The 18,081-nt window shown below is 53.1% G+C and carries 15 protein-coding genes; 4 read left to right on the forward strand and 11 right to left on the reverse strand.

Features of this window, described 5'->3' with window-relative positions; genetic code table 11:
* Position 1: 1 nt before the first annotated feature.
* The 4 genes from nuoC to lrhA form a co-directional block, all read right to left on the reverse strand.
* Positions 2 to 1,804, reverse strand: a complete 1,803-nt coding sequence (gene nuoC, locus HV340_RS15615) for an NADH-quinone oxidoreductase subunit C/D (protein WP_181216088.1) — start codon at positions 1,802 to 1,804, stop codon at positions 2 to 4.
* An 89-nt stretch (positions 1,805 to 1,893) separates the two neighbouring features.
* The gene (nuoB, locus tag HV340_RS15620) at positions 1,894 to 2,568 is read right to left on the reverse strand and encodes an NADH-quinone oxidoreductase subunit NuoB (protein WP_003861482.1); all 675 of its coding nucleotides are present in this window, start codon (positions 2,566 to 2,568) and stop codon (positions 1,894 to 1,896) included.
* A 15-nt stretch (positions 2,569 to 2,583) separates the two neighbouring features.
* Positions 2,584 to 3,024 carry an NADH-quinone oxidoreductase subunit NuoA gene (gene nuoA / locus HV340_RS15625; RefSeq protein ID WP_014171000.1) on the reverse strand — a complete coding sequence of 147 codons (441 nt, stop codon included), beginning with the start codon at positions 3,022 to 3,024 and terminating at the stop codon, positions 2,584 to 2,586.
* A 630-nt stretch (positions 3,025 to 3,654) separates the two neighbouring features.
* Positions 3,655 to 4,593 (reverse strand): transcriptional regulator LrhA, encoded by a 939-nt coding sequence (gene lrhA, locus HV340_RS15630; RefSeq protein ID WP_025203584.1) that lies wholly within the window; start codon positions 4,591 to 4,593, stop codon positions 3,655 to 3,657.
* Positions 4,594 to 5,534: 941 nt separating this feature from the next.
* Between lrhA and alaA the strand changes: the two genes are divergently transcribed.
* Both alaA and yfbR read left to right on the forward strand, forming a co-directional pair.
* A complete protein-coding gene (alaA, locus tag HV340_RS15635) occupies positions 5,535 to 6,749 on the forward strand; it encodes an alanine transaminase AlaA (RefSeq protein WP_047356571.1) in 1,215 nt (404 codons plus the stop codon).
* 93 nt (positions 6,750 to 6,842) lie between these two features.
* A complete protein-coding gene (yfbR, locus tag HV340_RS15640) occupies positions 6,843 to 7,442 on the forward strand; it encodes a 5'-deoxynucleotidase (protein WP_014171003.1) in 600 nt (199 codons plus the stop codon).
* A gap of 40 nt (positions 7,443 to 7,482) precedes the next feature.
* Here the strand turns inward: yfbR and HV340_RS15645 are convergent, their stop codons facing one another.
* From HV340_RS15645 to yfbV, 4 genes are all read right to left on the reverse strand, one after another.
* Positions 7,483 to 9,315 carry an SLC13 family permease gene (locus HV340_RS15645; protein WP_014171004.1) on the reverse strand — a complete coding sequence of 611 codons (1,833 nt, stop codon included), beginning with the start codon at positions 9,313 to 9,315 and terminating at the stop codon, positions 7,483 to 7,485.
* A gap of 75 nt (positions 9,316 to 9,390) precedes the next feature.
* Positions 9,391 to 10,050, reverse strand: coding sequence for a sugar phosphatase (locus tag HV340_RS15650; RefSeq protein WP_059305524.1), 660 nt, complete (start codon positions 10,048 to 10,050; stop codon positions 9,391 to 9,393).
* Positions 10,051 to 10,061: 11 nt separating this feature from the next.
* A complete protein-coding gene (locus HV340_RS15655) occupies positions 10,062 to 10,556 on the reverse strand; it encodes a YfbU family protein (protein ID WP_020883140.1) in 495 nt (164 codons plus the stop codon).
* Positions 10,557 to 10,648: 92 nt separating this feature from the next.
* Complete coding sequence (gene yfbV / locus HV340_RS15660; RefSeq protein WP_008502875.1) at positions 10,649 to 11,104, reverse strand: terminus macrodomain insulation protein YfbV; 456 nt, start codon at positions 11,102 to 11,104, stop codon at positions 10,649 to 10,651.
* A 337-nt stretch (positions 11,105 to 11,441) separates the two neighbouring features.
* Here yfbV and ackA point away from each other — a divergent pair, with 337 nt between their 5' ends.
* Positions 11,442 to 12,644: an acetate kinase gene (gene ackA / locus HV340_RS15665; RefSeq protein WP_040018038.1), complete on the forward strand. Its 1,203-nt coding sequence runs from the start codon at positions 11,442 to 11,444 to the stop codon at positions 12,642 to 12,644.
* Positions 12,645 to 12,720: 76 nt separating this feature from the next.
* Complete coding sequence (gene pta / locus HV340_RS15670; protein WP_014171009.1) at positions 12,721 to 14,862, forward strand: phosphate acetyltransferase; 2,142 nt, start codon at positions 12,721 to 12,723, stop codon at positions 14,860 to 14,862.
* A 44-nt stretch (positions 14,863 to 14,906) separates the two neighbouring features.
* On the opposite strand, the gene HV340_RS15675 is transcribed toward pta, so the two are convergent.
* The 3 genes from HV340_RS15675 to HV340_RS15685 are packed head-to-tail and all read right to left on the reverse strand — an operon-like array spanning position 14,907 to position 18,071.
* Positions 14,907 to 15,860, reverse strand: a complete 954-nt coding sequence (locus HV340_RS15675; protein WP_025203581.1) for a transketolase family protein — start codon at positions 15,858 to 15,860, stop codon at positions 14,907 to 14,909.
* On the reverse strand, positions 15,853 to 16,683 hold the full coding sequence (locus HV340_RS15680; RefSeq protein ID WP_014171011.1) for a transketolase: 831 nt from the start codon (positions 16,681 to 16,683) through the stop codon (positions 15,853 to 15,855). Before HV340_RS15680 ends, HV340_RS15675 begins: the two co-directional genes overlap by 8 nt.
* Entirely contained in the window at positions 16,680 to 18,071 is a 1,392-nt protein-coding gene (locus HV340_RS15685) for a PTS ascorbate transporter subunit IIC (RefSeq protein ID WP_020883137.1), read from the reverse strand. Before HV340_RS15685 ends, HV340_RS15680 begins: the two co-directional genes overlap by 4 nt.
* Positions 18,072 to 18,081: the final 10 nt, after the last annotated feature.

The following is an 18,081-nucleotide window of genomic DNA, read 5'->3' on the forward strand; positions in this document are numbered from 1 at the left end:
ATTAGCGGTCCACATCTGACATAACAAAATCGATACTACCCAGATACACAATCAGGTCGGAGACCAGACTGCCGCGGATGGCGGACGGGATCTGCTGCAGGTGCGCAAAGCTTGGTGTACGCACGCGGGTACGGTAGCTCATGGTGCTGCCGTCACTGGTCAGGTAGTAACTGTTAATACCCTTGGTCGCTTCAATCATCTGGAAGGATTCTTGCGCCGGCATGACCGGACCCCAGGAAACCTGCAGGAAGTGGGTGATCAGGGTTTCGATATGTTGCAGCGTGCGCTCTTTCGGCGGCGGCGTCGTCAGCGGGTGATCCGCCTTGAACGGGCCTTCCGGCATGTTGTTGAGGCACTGCTCAAGGATGCGCAGACTCTGGCGCAACTCTTCAACTTTCAGCATCACGCGGGTGTAGCAGTCGGAAACACCGCCGCCAACCGGGACTTCGAAGTCGAAGTTTTCATAGCCAGAGTAAGGACGGGCTTTACGCACGTCGAAATCAATACCGGTTGCGCGCAGACCCGCACCTGTCGTACCCCACTCCAGCGCTTCTTTCGCACCGTAGGCTGCAACGCCCTGGGAACGGCCTTTCAGGATGGTGTTACGCAGTGCGGCTTTCTCGTAAGAAGCCAGACGTTTTGGCATCCAGTCGAGGAATTCACGCAGCAGACGCTCCCAGCCGCGCGGCAGATCGTGTGCCACACCGCCGATACGGAACCAGGCCGGGTGCATACGGAAACCGGTGATGGCTTCTACCAGATCGTAGATTTTCTGACGATCGGTAAAGGCAAAGAAGACCGGTGTCATCGCGCCAACGTCCTGAATGAACGTGGAGATATACAGCAGGTGGCTGTTAATACGGAACAGTTCGGAGAGCATCACGCGGATGACGTTAACGCGATCCGGTACGGTGATACCTGCCAGTTTTTCAACGGCCAGCACGTAAGGCATTTCGTTTACGCAACCGCCGAGGTACTCGATACGGTCAGTATACGGAATGTAGCTGTGCCAGGACTGACGCTCGCCCATCTTCTCAGCACCACGGTGGTGGTAACCGATGTCCGGTACGCAGTCGACAATCTCTTCGCCATCAAGCTGAAGAATAATACGGAAAGCACCGTGCGCAGAGGGGTGGTTTGGACCGAGGTTGAGGAACATGAAGTCCTCGTTTTCCGTCCCGCGTTTCATGCCCCAGTCTTCCGGCTTGAAGGTCAGCGCTTCCATCTCCAGATCCTGCTTGGCTTTCGTCAGCTCAAACGGGTCGAATTCAGTTGCACGTGCCGGGTAGTCTTTACGCAGCGGGTGGCCGGTCCACGTCTGCGGCATCATGATGCGCGTCAGATGCGGGTGGCCGTCGAAGGTCATCCCGAACATTTCCCAGGTTTCACGCTCATACCAGTTAGCGTTCGGGAAAAGTTTAGTGATCGTCGGCAGATGCATGTCGTTTTCAGACAATGCCACCTTGAGCATGATATCCGTATTACGGTCTATTGAGATCAGGTGGTAGAAAACGGAAAAATCCGCAACAGGGAGACCCTGGCGGTGCGTACGCAGACGTTCATCCATGCCGTGTAAGTCAAACAGCATGACGTAAGGTTTTGGCAATTTCTTGAGGAAATCGACCACTTCCAGTAATTGCTCACGCTTCACCCAAACAACGGGTACCCCGGTGCGGGTCGCCTGAACAGTAAAGGCATCCGGCCCAAAACGGTTGCGCAGTTCGCCAATGACAGGGTCATCCAGATGATCCCGTGTTTGCCAGGCGGCTTCTTGCGCGGTTAAGTCGGTCATATTGTTCACCATTGCAAATGGTCCGTGGTGACTGTAGGGCGTGGCTTCGCGCTATTTGAGTAGTGATATGCGAAGGTTTACTCCATGCCCACAGGCGCAAATTAAATTTCGTCAGGCGTACGCAGATTGGTTACTGCAATACGTTCGCCGCGTTTACGCTCGCGCTCAGACTGCATATTGGCGCGGTAAACACCCTGATCGCCAACCACCCAGGAGAGCGGACGACGTTCTTTACCGATAGACTCCTGCAGCAGCATCAGCGCCTGCATGTAAGCTTCCGGACGCGGCGGACAACCCGGGATGTAAACATCCACTGGAATAAACTTATCTACGCCCTGTACGACGGAATAAATGTCGTACATACCGCCAGAGTTTGCACATGCGCCCATGGAAATAACCCATTTTGGCTCCAGCATCTGGTCATACAGACGCTGAATAACAGGTGCCATCTTGGTAAAGCATGTACCTGCCACCACCATCAGGTCAGCCTGACGTGGGGAAGCACGCAGTACCTCTGCCCCAAAACGCGCAACGTCATGCACCGCAGTGAATGACGTCACCATTTCAACGTAGCAGCAAGAAAGGCCAAAGTTGTAAGGCCAGATGGAGTTCTTACGACCCCAGTTGACCATATCGTGCATGGCATGCTCGAGTTTGCCCATGTACACGCTTTTATTGACTTCTTGCTCCAGGGGGTCGGTTACGATCTCCTGTTTTTGCAGGGGGTAACGGTCATTCTCACCGTTAGGATCTATGCGGGTGAGCGTATAATCCATCTTATTGCCTCGCTGTTACTGCTGACGATTAGAGATACTGTTTTCCGGGTTGATGTGTTCACGACGTGAACGCGCAGGCGTCCAGTCAAGCGCGCCAATACGCACCAGATAAACCAGACCGGCCAGTAACACTAAAATGAAAATTGCGGCCTCGACAAAGCCCACCCAACCACTTTCGCGGATGGAAGTTGACCATGCGAAAAGGTAAAGCGCTTCCACGTCAAAGATGACGAAGAACATGGCTACCAGATAAAACTTGGCAGACAGGCGTAAGCGAGCGGAACCTACTGAATCAATACCTGATTCGAAAGGTGTGTTCTTGTGCCTTGCACGGGCGCGACCGCCCAGGAACCAGCCGCCGACTAACATCAGGCAGCACAGGCCAATGGCTACAATAAGAAAGATTGCGAATGCCCAGTGATGAGCGATGACTTCTGTGGATGTTGACATACTCATTGCTTACTCATCAAAAGTGATACCTACGACACTGCTCTTGCTGGCAGATGGGCATCACATCGATTCATGGGGAGGAACGAAAAACCTTACACTAACTGTCAGAAATGAGACGTAGACAGCAAAATGATGGGGTTTTTTACTCCTTTCTATAACCTTTTGTCAACTTTAACAAAGGTTTCTTCACATTAAATTACATCGAGCGATTCTCATTAACATTTGGTGCCCTTTAACCCTGGTGGGTACCTGAGTTTACGTCAAATGCATGTTGTTGAATCGTGTCCGTTTTGGAAGTAAAAAAAATAACCCTCCTATTTTGACAGGATTTGCCAACGATTCCTCCCCCCAAAGAGGAGTATTTTCTTGATCTGAGACACGCTTTTGTTAATTCACCCAAAAAACCAGCAACATATTTCCTGTTTTATTAACATCGGGGCGAGCTGGAGGGAGACTGAACGGGAAATGCACAACATTTGAACAAAAGCATTTATCTTACTGATAAATAGCGACTATCCTGAAAATCCACGTGGTGATCACGGTTATTACTGCCAAAAAAAAGCCACTGCAGGCGAAAATCGCGTGAGTGGCTTTTTTTTACATTTACAAATTGTTACCAGAATTTTGAGCTGTCGATCACTCAAAGTCCCCTTCAACGATCAGGGAATCATCCCCCCCTTCGGAGGTAACATGTTCGAACTGCCATGGATTATGGTAGTTTTCCATCGCCTCGAACACGACTTTCGCCAGTTCGTTATTGCTGGACGTATTGTGGCAGAGCAGATACTCCGTATCAGGCAAAGCAGGAAGACCATCTGATTTACCCAGTACGCGCAGATCCGGGCTCATCATTTCTACCGGACGGGCCGTTACCCCAAGCCCCGCTTTCACGGCAGCACGTACCGCTGGCAATGTGGAAGCCACATAAGCCAGACGCCATGGAATATTGGCCTCATTGAGCGCCGCCAGCACCATATCGCGGAACGGACTCGGATCATCCAGTAATACCAATGGAATTGGCTCACCTTTTTGCAGCACATATTCAGCGGCACAATACCAATGGGTCGGAGACGTGCGCAACGTCAGGCAATTAAATTGCCCTGGACGGTGCGTGGTCACCACCAGATCGACCTTATTCTCATTTAGCATCTCAATCATAAAAGCATTTCGTTTTACGCTAACGTCCAGCGCAAGCTTCGGATAAACCGAACTAATTCGATTGAGAAGAAATGGCAATATTGTGTCTGCTGACTCATCAGACGCACCTAACGTTAGCACCCCTTGCAGGTTGCTATACATTAATGACATACATGCTTCGTCATTAAAGCGAAGTATTTTCCTGGCATAACCCAGAAGCTGAATACCGTGTTCCGTTAAGAGCTTATTACGCCCGTGACGGGCAAAGAGCTCTTTACCAACCAGTTGTTCCAGTCGTTGCATTTGCTGGCTAACGGCGGACTGGGTTCGGCAAACGGCGGCAGCAGCAGCTGCAAAAGTGTTGAGATCGGCGACCGCAACAAACGTTCTCAGCAGATCGAGGTCGAGATTCATTATCGGACGATTTGCATTTATCATATCTTTTCACTTTCAGGTTGCTCGTGCGGAGCTGCCCGGGTTGAAGCTGTGTGTGTAACAGTTAAGCAATTCCCTCTGAAGGTTTTCCCTCGCATCCCGGCCCGGCAGACTGCCTGACAGATAGTTATTGTGCTGTTTTAATATCAACAGTCAGAAAGCACGTTTCATGACGTTATTTTTATTCTCTTAAACGTTCAGGATATTTAGATGTTTGCAGGTTTATGTAAATTCCATTAAGGGTGATACACCCTTTCTGCCATCTTTCTCGCAGTGCTGTCAACGTAGCAGGAGATGTTTAACCCATTCCGGCCAGAGATAACTCTAACAATAACAATCAATTAATTCAGAAAACCTGTTCCACAAATACAAAACATATGTATCTGTGCCCAGCTTTCCTGAAAGACATCTTAACCCAAATCCACTTTATTTATAAGTCTTATTGCAATATTGCGGATTTATGAGGGTTGTTAAGCTTCTCAACTAATTTTATTAAAATTAACTAAAGTTGCATTTTGTCGGTTAATAATAAATAAATTTTAATTTAGATTAAGGCCATTCATTAATAACACTTAACATTAATTTCACATGAGTAACTTTTAGCCAATGCACACTATTACAACGCCACGTAATGAAGCATTCAGGTTTTACGAAAGGTCACTCAGCGTAACTGCCACGCAGGTTGCGGATATTATTTATTTTTATCAGCACAATATACAACTTTTATATTCTTTAACAGCACAATAAACCTATTATCAAACCATTAACCTTACTTTACGTCAGTCAAATTGTTCGTTGATAGCGAAAAAGATTCACTCCATTTTCATTCACTCCACAAAATCTTCTCCTGCCCGCCCTTCAAAACGAAGCGAGGGGGGAGTACATTATTCCGTGCTGACTTCCACGGCAGGGAGTGGCAACAATCGCGAAAAGGTTAAAGGTTCATGTCCCCTATCGAAAAATCCAGCAAGCTAGATAACGTCTGTTACGACATCCGTGGCCCGGTTCTGAAAGAGGCTAAACGCCTTGAAGAAGAAGGCAATAAGGTTCTGAAACTCAACATTGGTAACCCTGCGCCATTTGGTTTTGAAGCGCCGGATGAAATTCTGGTTGATGTGATCCGCAACCTGCCTACTGCGCAAGGCTATTGTGATTCAAAAGGACTTTACTCCGCACGAAAAGCCATCATGCAGCACTACCAGGCGCGCGATATGCGTGATGTTACCGTTGAAGATATCTATATCGGCAACGGCGTCTCTGAGCTGATCGTGCAGGCCATGCAGGCGCTGCTGAACAGCGGCGACGAAATGCTGGTTCCCGCGCCGGATTATCCGCTGTGGACGGCGGCCGTATCCCTGTCCAGCGGTAAAGCCGTGCACTATCTTTGCGATGAGTCCTCTGACTGGTTCCCGGATCTCGATGATATTCGCGCGAAAATTACCCCACGCACGCGCGGCATCGTCATTATTAACCCGAACAACCCAACGGGCGCGGTCTACTCAAAAGAGCTGCTATTGGAGATCGTGGAGATCGCCCGCCAGCACAACCTGATCATCTTTGCCGACGAAATTTACGACAAGATCCTGTATGACGCGGCGCAGCACCACTCTATCGCCGCACTGGCTCCGGACCTGCTGACCGTGACTTTTAACGGCCTGTCTAAAACCTACCGAGTGGCCGGTTTCCGTCAGGGCTGGATGGTCTTAAACGGCCCGAAAAAACATGCGAAAGGCTATATTGAAGGGCTGGAAATGCTCGCCTCTATGCGTTTATGTGCCAACGTGCCGGCGCAGCATGCTATCCAGACCGCACTCGGCGGCTATCAGAGCATCAGCGAGTTTATCGTGCCAGGCGGGCGTTTATATGAGCAGCGTAACCGCGCGTGGGAGCTTATCAACGATATTCCAGGCGTCTCCTGCGTGAAGCCGAACGGCGCGCTCTACATGTTCCCGAAAATCGACGCGAAACGCTTTAATATTCATGACGACCAGAAGATGGTGCTCGATTTCCTGCTGCAGGAAAAAGTGCTGCTGGTTCAGGGTACCGCCTTTAACTGGCCGTGGCCGGATCACGTGCGTATCGTTACCCTGCCGCGTGAAGATGACCTCGAGATGGCCATCAGCCGCTTTGGACGTTTCCTCTCAGGTTACCACCAGTAATCTTAAAATCAGGCTACTTCGGTAGCCTGATTTGCATCTTGCCTCCCCTCCCCGCACAATGAAGTCTGTCGCAGTGAAGACAAAAGGTAACCTATGAGTCAGAGTCATTTCTTTGCCCACCTCTCCCGCCTTAAACTGATCAACCGCTGGCCGCTGATGCGCAATGTCCGCACCGAGAATGTGTCGGAGCACAGTCTGCAGGTTGCGATGGTCGCTCACGCTCTGGCTGCCATTAAAAACCGGAAATTCAATGGGCAGGTTAACGCTGAACGTATTGCCCTGCTGGCGATGTATCACGATGCCTCGGAAGTGCTGACCGGGGATTTACCGACACCCGTGAAATATTTCAACTCGCAGATAGCCCAGGAATATAAGGCCATTGAGAAGATTGCTCAGCAGAAACTGATCGACATGGTGCCGGACGAGCTGCGCGATATTTTTGAGCCGCTGATTGATGAGCATCAGTACACGGAAGAGGAAAAATTGCTGGTTAAGCAGGCGGATGCGCTATGCGCTTACCTGAAATGTCTGGAAGAGCTGTCCGCGGGGAATAACGAATTTCTGCTGGCGAAAACGCGTCTGGAAAAAACGCTGGAATCACGCCGCAGCGAAGAGATGGATTATTTTATGCAGGTGTTTGTGCCGAGCTTCCATTTGTCGCTGGACGAGATCAGTCAGGACTCCCCTCTCTGACGGTATGCCGGGTCGCGACATCGCTACCCGGCATCAGGGTTTAAAACGGGAACAGCACGGGAATCAGTATCACGCACACCACCATCACCAGCACGGTGAAGGGCACGCCTATCTTCACAAAATCACTGAATTTGTAATTTCCCGGGCCAAGCACCAGCGTATTGACCGGTGACGAGACCGGAGTCATAAACGCTGCAGATGCCGCCATAGCGACGATCATGGCAAACGGGTACGGCGAAACCCCCATTGATTTCGCCATCGCCAGTGCAATGGGTGCCATCAGGACGGCCGTGGCCGTATTGGAGATAAACAGGCCTATCGTGGCGCACATGATAAACAGGCAGACCAGCATCATGTAAGGCCCGTATCCACCGCCTGCGTCCATGAGTCCCTTGACGATCAAATCCACCCCACCGGTTTTTTGTAACGCCAGGGCAAAGGGCATCATCCCGACAATCAGAATGATGCTCGGCCAGTGAATGGCTTTGTAGGCGCTTTCGGCATCAATACAGCGGAATTTCCCCATCAGAAGACAGGCGATAATGGCCGCAATGGGGTTTGGAATTTCGTCAGTCAGCATCAGTGCGACCATCAACACCAGGCAAAAAATCGCATGCGGTGCCTGGCTGTGCGCCGGAGAAGCATCGCTCTCTTCAACCGGCATATTAAGTACCACAAAGTCGCGGCCTTTCTGCCCGAGCTGACCGATCAGTTTCCAGTTGCCGACGACCAGGAAGATATCACCGAGCAGGATAGGCTCATCCACTACCGCCCCTTCCATCGCCACGCCATCACGCTTTAAGCCCACCACGTTTAGCCCATAGCGGGTCCTGAAGCCGATTTCGCGCACGGTTTTACCCAGTAATTCTGATTCCGGGATCAGCGACACTTCGGCCATGCCGACATCCAGCGCCTGGTCTGAGAAATACTCCCCACGTAGCACCATGGGTTCCAGCAACTGTTCACTGCAAAACTCGCGCAAATCGACATCGGCGGTGGACATATCAATCAGCAAAACGTCGCGTGCACGGAATTCCGACACCCCGTTGACGTTAACAATCACCCGCCGAAAACGACGCCAGCGCTCTACGCCGATCACGTTCGCGCCATAGCGCTCGCGCAGCTTCAGGTCGTCAAGACGCTGGCCAATGAGGGGCGAGCCGGGGCGGATAGCCAGACGGCGCGCCCGCCCGGTCAGACGGTACTCTTTGATCAGATCGCGGAAGGTCCGTCGTTTCCAGCCGTCTTTGCTTTTATCCTGTTTTTCCCCCTTCAGGGCAAAACGGGTTAACAGCATGTAGACCACGCCCAGCACCAGAATCACCAGTCCAAGTGGGGTCACACTGAAAAAGCTAAAGCCTTCAAACCCTTCGCGGATTAGCTCACTGTTGACGACCAGGTTCGGCGGGGTCGCCACCAGCGTCATCATCCCGCTGATAAGACCGGCAAAGCTCAGAGGCATCATCAGGCGCGACGGCGAGGTTTGCATCCGCATGGAGACGCTCAGCACCACCGGGATAAAGATGGCGACGACGCCCGTGGAGCTCATAAACGCCCCCAGCCCGGCAACCGTCAGCATCAGGTAGATCAACATTTTGGTTTCGCTGTTGCCGGCCACCTTGACCAGCCACGACCCCATAATGGTCGCCACGCCGGTGCGCACCAGTCCGTCGCCAATAATAAACAGGGCGGCAATCAGGATAACGTTGGGATCACTAAATCCGGAGAAAGCCTCCGGAAGCGTGAGCGTACCGCTCAGCACAAAGGCAACGATGACAAACAAGGCGATGGCATCCATGCGCACCTTGCCTGAGGCAAAGAGAAGGATGGCGATTAAAAGCAGGCTCAGGACCCAAATCAGTTCACCGTTCACAACATATCCTTGTCAGTGGAGGAGACAAAATTTTGCCATAAAAAAGCCCCAACAATGTGGGGCTATATCATGGGATTACATTTTAAGCGAGACGGTTACAACTCCGTCCGGTGCCTTCGCAACGTTAATCGCCGTCAGCGTGTTAAGCACCAGATCCGCCTCGTTCAGGCGGGGTGAACCCGCCGGAACATTAACGGCGATGACGTGGCTTCCGGCGTTCAACCCCGCCAGGACGCCTGCTGCCGCATCCTCCACCACCACACAATCGGCTGGTGCCAGGCCAAGCAGTTCGGCACCGAGTAAAAAGGCATCCGGTTCAGGCTTGCCGCGCTTCACGCGCTCTGCCGTGATAAACACTTCGGGCGTCGGTAACCCTGCGGCCTTGTGGCGGGCATGGGCAACGGGCACCGAGCCGGAGGTGACGATCGCCCACGGGATTTGGGCTTCGTTCAGATGTTCAAGCAGTTCAAGCGCCCCCGGCAGCGCTGTGATGCCATCCGTGTCGGTGGCTTCAATGTGCTCAAGATAGCTGAACTCCGCCTGAATCTCTTCCTCAGAACGTCCTGCTAAGAAGTGCCGCAATGAGGTTATGGCCTGTTTGCCATGGATAAAATTCAGTACTTCCTGATGGTCAATGCCATGTCTGTCCGCCCAATGGCACCATGAACGCTCCACAACCGGCAGCGAATCCACCAGCGTACCGTCCAAATCAAACAGAAAACCTCTACACTGCACAAGCACCTCCGTCAGGCATTAATAATTTGTTGAATCTCATTGTTACTTAAATGGTACTGGCGCGGGCAGGCGTGCCAGACGCTCAGCATGCGCTGATATTTTTCCCACATAGGGGTCTGCGCATTGAAGCCGTGTGTGCCCGCGTCAAAATGGGTATAGCGCCCTTCCGTGTTCACCATAAAACGCACATAGCTCAGATAACGCGCTTCCGTTGCGGCATCAAAGCCCAGGAAGGTGACGCGACGTTCGTCAATGGACTGCTGATCTTTGAGATTGGTCCAGGAAACATGCAGGGCGTGATACATCTCCATAATGTCGATCACGGTGCGGCAGGTTTCTTCTTTCATCTCACCAAACTCACGGTCCAGTTCACGCATCTGCAAACCAAAGCCACGTTCGACGATTGTCTGCAGGCGGCTGTAGCGCTCAGCGTTATCGGGATCAAGCATAGTCATCATTTTGTACTGGTTGGACAAAATCAGACGTTGAGCATGGGTCATTTCCATCTTTCGACTCCTGTAGCGCATTGCACTGTAAAAAAAAGACACGGTAACGGTGAGTTACTGTGCCTTCTTTTATTCGTCGTTTCGATGATCAATCACAAGTCATCGAGGAATGTTTTGTCGAGTTGCTTAAAAGCGCGCTTGAGCGTGTCAGCAAGCGCCTGGTAATCGGGCTTGCCTTCGACCGGGGCAAGCGCCTGCCCGGCTTCCTCCAGTTTCCCGCGAACTTCATAAAACCAGTGTAAAATAGAAGGCGGGAGTGGCGTGATAGAACGTTTACCTAACCACCACAGACCCTGCATCGGCAGACTTAACGCGAAAAGTGCCGTCGCAACGGCCGGGCCAAGCTGCCCGCCCAGCGCGATTTGCCAGCAGAGCGTAAAGATGGCGACAGGTGGCATAAAGCGAATCGCATAGCGCGTGGCGCGGATCGTGCGGTTCTCAATAAACATGGGCGCAAGGCGCTTTTCCATTGGCCACGTCTTTGCGTAATGCTGTCCCCGACGAAACAGACTGAAAAAATTCACGGACGGGTTCTCTGGTGTCGACATGGCTGTACCTCAACTTCACATATAAAAATTAAAATTTTCGTGCAAAACCACAACAGGCTATGACAACGTTCAAAATATTTTGTCATCAGCACCCCGTATCGGGTATTCTGTGCCAGCCTGATAGGCCCTTAGACGAGAACCATTAACTCGTCAAATTATCGCATATTATGCCATTGGCTGAAAAATGTTCAAAATGGCATAAAATCATATGTATTTCTTCCATCATGCCACAATGTTCGTTTGGCATGATGTTAATCATAAATGTCTGAGTCATTATGCGTTACGCTTTTAGACTCCCTGACGTTTTTTTAGCCACGTATCAATAATAGGTACTTCCATGTCGAGTAAGTTAGTACTGGTTCTGAACTGCGGTAGCTCCTCACTGAAATTCGCCATCATCGATGCGCTCAACGGTGACGAATACCTCTCTGGTTTGGCCGAATGTTTCCATCTGCCTGAAGCACGTATCAAGTGGAAGATGGACGGCAGCAAACAGGAAGCGGCTTTAGGTGCAGGCGCCGCTCACAGTGAAGCGCTGAACTTTATCGTTAACACTATTCTGGCACAAAAACCAGAACTGTCTGCTCAGCTGACTGCGATTGGTCACCGTATCGTCCACGGCGGCGAAAAATACACCAGTTCCGTCGTTATCGACGAAACGGTTATCCAGGGCATTAAAGACTCTGCCTCTTTCGCACCGCTGCACAACCCAGCTCACCTGATCGGTATCGCTGAAGCGCTGAAATCCTTCCCGCAGCTGAAAGACAAAAACGTGGCTGTGTTCGACACTGCGTTCCACCAGACCATGCCGGAAGAATCTTACCTCTATGCCCTGCCGTACAGCCTCTACAAAGAGCACGGCGTTCGTCGCTACGGCGCGCACGGCACCAGCCACTTCTATGTGACTCAGGAAGCCGCTAAAGTGCTGAATAAGCCGGTTGAAGAAGTTAACATCATCACCTGCCACCTGGGCAACGGTGGTTCTGTTTCTGCCATCCGCAACGGTAAATGTGTTGATACATCCATGGGTCTGACCCCGCTGGAAGGTCTGGTGATGGGTACCCGTTCCGGTGACATCGACCCGGCGATCATCTTCCACCTGCACGACACCCTGGGCATGAGCGTTGATCAGATCAACAAAATGCTGACCAAAGAGTCTGGCCTGCTGGGTCTGACCGAAGTCACCAGCGACTGCCGTTATGTTGAAGACAACTACGCAGAAAAAGCAGACGCTAAACGTGCAATGGACGTTTACTGCCACCGTCTGGCGAAGTACATCGGCTCTTACACTGCGCTGATGGACGGTCGTCTGGACGCGGTTATCTTCACCGGTGGTATCGGTGAGAACGCGGCAATGGTTCGTGAACTGTCCCTGGGTAAACTGGGCGTTCTGGGCTTCGAAGTTGACCACGAGCGTAACCTGGCTGCCCGCTTCGGCAAGTCTGGCTTCATCAACAAAGAAGGCACCCGTCCGGCTATCGTTATCCCAACTAACGAAGAGCTGGTCATCGCGCAAGACGCGCACCGCCTGACTGCCTGATTCCACACCGCCAGCAATGCTGGCGGTGCTGTTTTGTAGCCCGCCCCCTGTCGGCGGTAACGAAAGAGGATAAACCGTGTCCCGTACTATTATGCTGATCCCTACCGGAACCAGCGTCGGTCTGACCAGCGTCAGCCTTGGCGTTATCCGTGCTATGGAACGCAAAGGCGTTCGTCTGAGCGTCTTTAAGCCTATCGCCCAGCCTCGTGCCGGTGGCGATGCGCCAGACCAGACCACCACCATCGTGCGTAAGAACTCCAATCTGCCAGCGGCTGAACCGCTGAAGATGAGCCACGTTGAATCTCTGCTCTCCAGCAATCAGAAAGACGTGCTGATGGAAGAGATCATCGCCAACTACCACGCTAACACGCAAGATGCGGAAGTGGTGCTGGTTGAAGGCCTGGTCCCGACCCGCAAACACCAGTTCGCTCAGTCTCTGAACTTCGAAATCGCGAAAACGCTGAATGCGGAAATCGTGTTCGTCATGTCCCAGGGTACCGATAACCAGGAACAGCTGAAAGAGCGTATCGAACTGACCCGCAGCAGCTTTGGCGGCGCGAAAAATACCAACATCACTGGCGTTATCGTTAACAAACTGAACGCACCGGTTGATGAGCAAGGTCGTACCCGTCCTGACCTGTCCGAAATCTTCGATGACTCTTCTAAAGCGAAAGTGGTTAAAGTTGATCCGGCGACTCTGCAGGATTCCAGCCCGCTGCCAGTACTGGGCGTGGTGCCATGGAGCTTCGACCTGATTGCTACCCGTGCAATCGACATGGCGCGTCACCTGAACGCTACCGTGATTAACGAAGGCGACATCAATACCCGCCGCGTGAAGTCTGTGACCTTCTGTGCGCGTAGCATTCCGCACATGCTGGAACACTTCCGCGCAGGCTCTCTGCTCGTGACCTCCGCTGACCGTCCTGACGTGCTGGTTGCTGCGTGCCTGGCCGCGATGAACGGTGTGGAAATCGGTGCCATTCTGCTGACCGGTGCTTACGAGATGGATCCACGCGTAAGCAAGCTGTGCGAGCGTGCGTTCGCCACTGGCCTGCCAGTCTTTATGGTGAACACCAACACCTGGCAGACCTCTCTGAGCCTGCAGAGCTTCAACCTGGAAGTGCCGGTTGATGACCATGAGCGTATCGAGAAAGTGCAGGAATACGTTGCGGGCTACATCAACGCAGACTGGATTGAATCCCTGACGGCGACCTCCGAGCGCAGCCGTCGTCTGTCTCCTCCGGCCTTCCGTTACCAGCTGACCGAGCTGGCGCGTAAAGCGGGCAAACGTGTTGTTCTGCCAGAAGGCGACGAACCACGTACCGTTAAAGCGGCTGCCATCTGTGCAGAGCGCGGCATCGCGACCTGTGTGCTGCTGGGTAACCCGGATGAAATTAACCGCGTTGCTGCCTCTCAGGGCGTTGAGCTGGGTGCAGGTATTGAAATCGTCGACCCGGAAGTGGTTCGCGAAAGCTATGTTGCGCGCCTGGTTGAGCTGCGTAAGAGCAAGGGCATGACCGAAGCCGTAGCGCGTGAGCAGCTTGAAGACAACGTTGTGCTGGGCACGCTGATGCTGGAGCAGGACGAAGTTGACGGTCTGGTTTCCGGTGCGGTTCACACCACAGCGAACACCATCCGTCCACCGCTGCAGCTGATCAAAACGGCGCCAGGCAGTTCTCTGGTGTCTTCCGTGTTCTTCATGCTGCTGCCTGAACAGGTTTACGTTTACGGTGACTGTGCGATCAACCCGGATCCAACTGCAGAGCAGCTGGCTGAGATTGCTATTCAGTCTGCCGATTCCGCGATTGCCTTCGGTATTGAACCTCGCGTGGCAATGCTCTCCTACTCCACCGGTACTTCTGGTGCAGGTAGCGATGTAGAGAAAGTCCGTGAAGCGACGCGTCTGGCGCAGGAAAAACGTCCTGACCTGATGATCGACGGTCCGCTGCAGTATGATGCCGCGGTTATGGCTGACGTTGCGAAATCCAAAGCACCGAACTCACCGGTTGCGGGTCGCGCTACCGTGTTCATCTTCCCGGATCTGAACACCGGTAACACCACCTACAAAGCGGTACAGCGTTCTGCAGACCTGATCTCCATCGGGCCAATGCTGCAGGGTATGCGCAAACCTGTGAACGACCTGTCCCGTGGCGCGCTGGTTGACGATATCGTCTACACCATCGCTCTGACCGCGATCCAGTCTTCACAACAGCAGTAATACGTTACTGACTAAAAAGGCGACCCGAGGGTCGCCTTTTTTATTTACAACAACTCCCTCGCCGCCGACACAATGTCGTGTGCCGTCAGGCCATACTCCTTCTGCAGGAAGTCCTGTGTCCCCACCTGGCCGTAACGCTCCTTCACGCCCACCCGACGCATCGGCACCGGACAGGTTTCCACCAGCACTTCCGCCACTGCCGATCCCAGCCCGTTATGAATGCTGTGGTTTTCGCAGGTCACGATACGTCCGGTTTTCTCGGCGTAGTTTTTCACCAGCATCCGGTCAATCGGCTTAAGGGTAAACATGTCGATCACCGCGGCGCTGACGCCCTCCTGTTCGAGCTGACGCGCCGCTTCAAGCGCTTCCGCCACCATAATGCCGTTAGCAATCAGGGTGATGTCACTGCCTTCGCGCAGTACGTTGCCCTTGCCAAGCGTAAATGTCGAACCCGGCGCATACACGCTCGGGGCCTGCTTACGGATGGTACGCACCCAGTAGAAACCTTCGAGGTCAATAAGCTGGCGCAGTACATCTTCAAACATCACCGCATCCGTTACCTCCAGCACCACCGAATGGGCCAGCCCCCGCACGATGCCCATATCTTCAAACGACATATGCGTGCCGCCGTTATGACAGGCCGTCACGCCGGCATCTGAAGCAATGACCTTCACATTGTTACGCTGGTAGTCCAGGGACATAAACAGCTGGTCGAAACAGCGACGGCTGGCGAAGGCGGTAAAGGTATGCACGAACGGCTTGCGTCCGGTCAGCGACAGCCCCGCCGCCGTCCCCATAACGTTAGCTTCCATGATGCCGCAGTTAATCACATGCTGCGGATAATCACGTGCCACGCCATCCATCGCCATTGAGCTCATCAGATCCGCCTCGAGGGCGATAATGTCGCTCCCGGCTTCAATCTGCTGTGCCACAAACCCCGCGTAGACTTTACGCATCTCGACGGCGTCTTTCTGACCTGCAGGTGCAACCTTAATCATGTGAAGCCTCCAGTTGGCGAATCGTCTCGTTGAGGGCCGCCTTGCTCTCGGCGGTTAATCGCAGATGGTGCGAGTTACTCAGTTGCTCCAGATACGGCACGCCCTGCCCTTTGATACTGTCGAGGATCACCACCAGCGGGCGAGCATCCGCCGCCGGAACCAGCGATGTCACCTCCAGCAGTGCCGGAATGTCATCTCCTTTCACCGTCACCACGTCAAACCCGAAGGCACGGAATTTTCCTTCCAGATCGAACGCACAGATAATGTCGTCGAGTTCGCCATCAAGCTGTTGTTTGTTCCAGTCAACGAATACCGTCAGGTTATTCAGGCGATGGTGTGCAATAAACTGGAACGCTTCCCAGCACTGCCCTTCGTTCAGCTCGCCGTCGCCGACGATACAGAAAACCCGGTTGGGGCGTCCCGCCAGCTTATGCGACAGTGCCATTCCACCGGCGATGGAAATCCCCTGCCCCAGCGAGCCGGTGGTGGCATCCACGCCGCGCGTTTTTAGCCGGTCCGGATGGCTCGGCAGACGCGTACCGTTCTGGTTCAGCGTGCTCAGCTCTTCCATCGGGAAATAGCCTTTGATCGCCAGGGTGCTGTACAGCGCCGGACCAGCATGTCCTTTTGACAAGACAAAGTAGTCACGCTCTGGCCAGTCCGGGTCGGCTGGGTCAATTTTCATCACTGCGCCGTACAACACGGCCAGGGTTTCAACAACCGACATACTGCCGCCGTAGTGACCAAAGCCCAGCTGGGTCAGCATTTTCAGCGTTTCAAGGCGGATCTGACGCGCCAGATGGGTTATCTCATTCTCATTCATGATTTGGCTCCGGTGTTTTCCTGCGCGTTATCGCCCGCAGATTTGTTTTTAGCGAACACGTTGTACGCCACCAGCAGTGCGAACAACGCCACAACAAGGCCGGTGATGGCAAGCGGCGACAGGAAGCGCGCCAGGTTACCCAGCACGATCCCGACAGCGCCAAAGTCAGCGTCCGAGAACGTGGTATTGGCAAATCCAATTGCCCCCAGCACCGGCAGCAGCAGAACCGGCAGGAAGGTGATCAGCAGGCCGTTGGCAAACGCACCAATCATCGCTCCACGACGCCCCCCGGTGGCGTTACCAAACACGCCCGCGGTGGCGCCGGTGAAGAAGTGCGGCACCACACCAGGCAGAATCAGCACCCAGCTGAACTGCCCACAGATAAACAGACCCACCAGCCCGCCAAGGAAGCTGAACAGGAAGCCAATCAGCACCGCATTTGGCGCATACGGATAGACAACCGGGCAGTCCAGAGCCGGACGTGCATTCGGCACCAGTTTTTCAGAAAAGCCGGTAAAGGCCGGGACGATTTCCGCCAGAATCAGGCGCACACCCTGCAGGATGATGAACACCCCCGCGGCGAACGTGATGGCCATGATGATGGCATAGACCAGGTAGTTCTGACCGCCGCTAAAGGTCGCCTCAACGTAGTCACGCCCGGCGCTCACCGCCATGATCAGGTAGATGATCATCATGGTCAGCGAGATGGAGATAGAGCTGTCGCGCAGGAAGCTCAGGTTCTTCGGCAGGTTCATCTCTTCAGTCGAGCGAGAGCCTTTGCCGAACTTGCTGCCAATCCAGCCGGAGAGAACATAGCCCAAGGTACCGAAGTGACCAAAAGCAATGTCATCGTTGCCGGTAATGCGCTTCATGTAACGCTGCGCCAGCGCCGGGAAGAAGGCCATCACCAGACCGAGGATCAGCGACCCGGTAAACACCAGGCCAACGCCCTCAAAACCCGCCACGGTGAGGATGACCCCAATCATGCATGCCATGTAGAAGGTGTGATGCCCGGTCAGGAAGATATACTTCAGACGCGTAAAGCGGGCGACAATGATATTTGCCACCATACCGAATGCCATAATCAGCGCGGTAGAGGCACCGTATTTCTCCAGCGCAATGGAAACAATTGCCTCGTTATTGGGAATAATGCCCTGAATATTAAAGGCGTGTTCAAACATTCCGCCTAACGGATTTAATGACCCAACCAGCACCGTGGCCCCGCCGCCAAGTACAATAAAACCGAGTATGGTTTTAATGGTCCCTTTCACCACATCAGAAAAAGATTTCTTTTGAGCGACCAGGCCAATTAAGGCTATTAAGCCCACCAGCACCGACGGGACTTTTAATATATCAACAACGAAATTCAGCGTTTCAAGGATAAACATATCCACCTCG

The sequence above is a fragment of the Enterobacter sp. RHBSTW-00975 genome (assembly GCF_013615235.1).
Lineage (GTDB): Bacteria > Pseudomonadota > Gammaproteobacteria > Enterobacterales > Enterobacteriaceae > Enterobacter > Enterobacter ludwigii.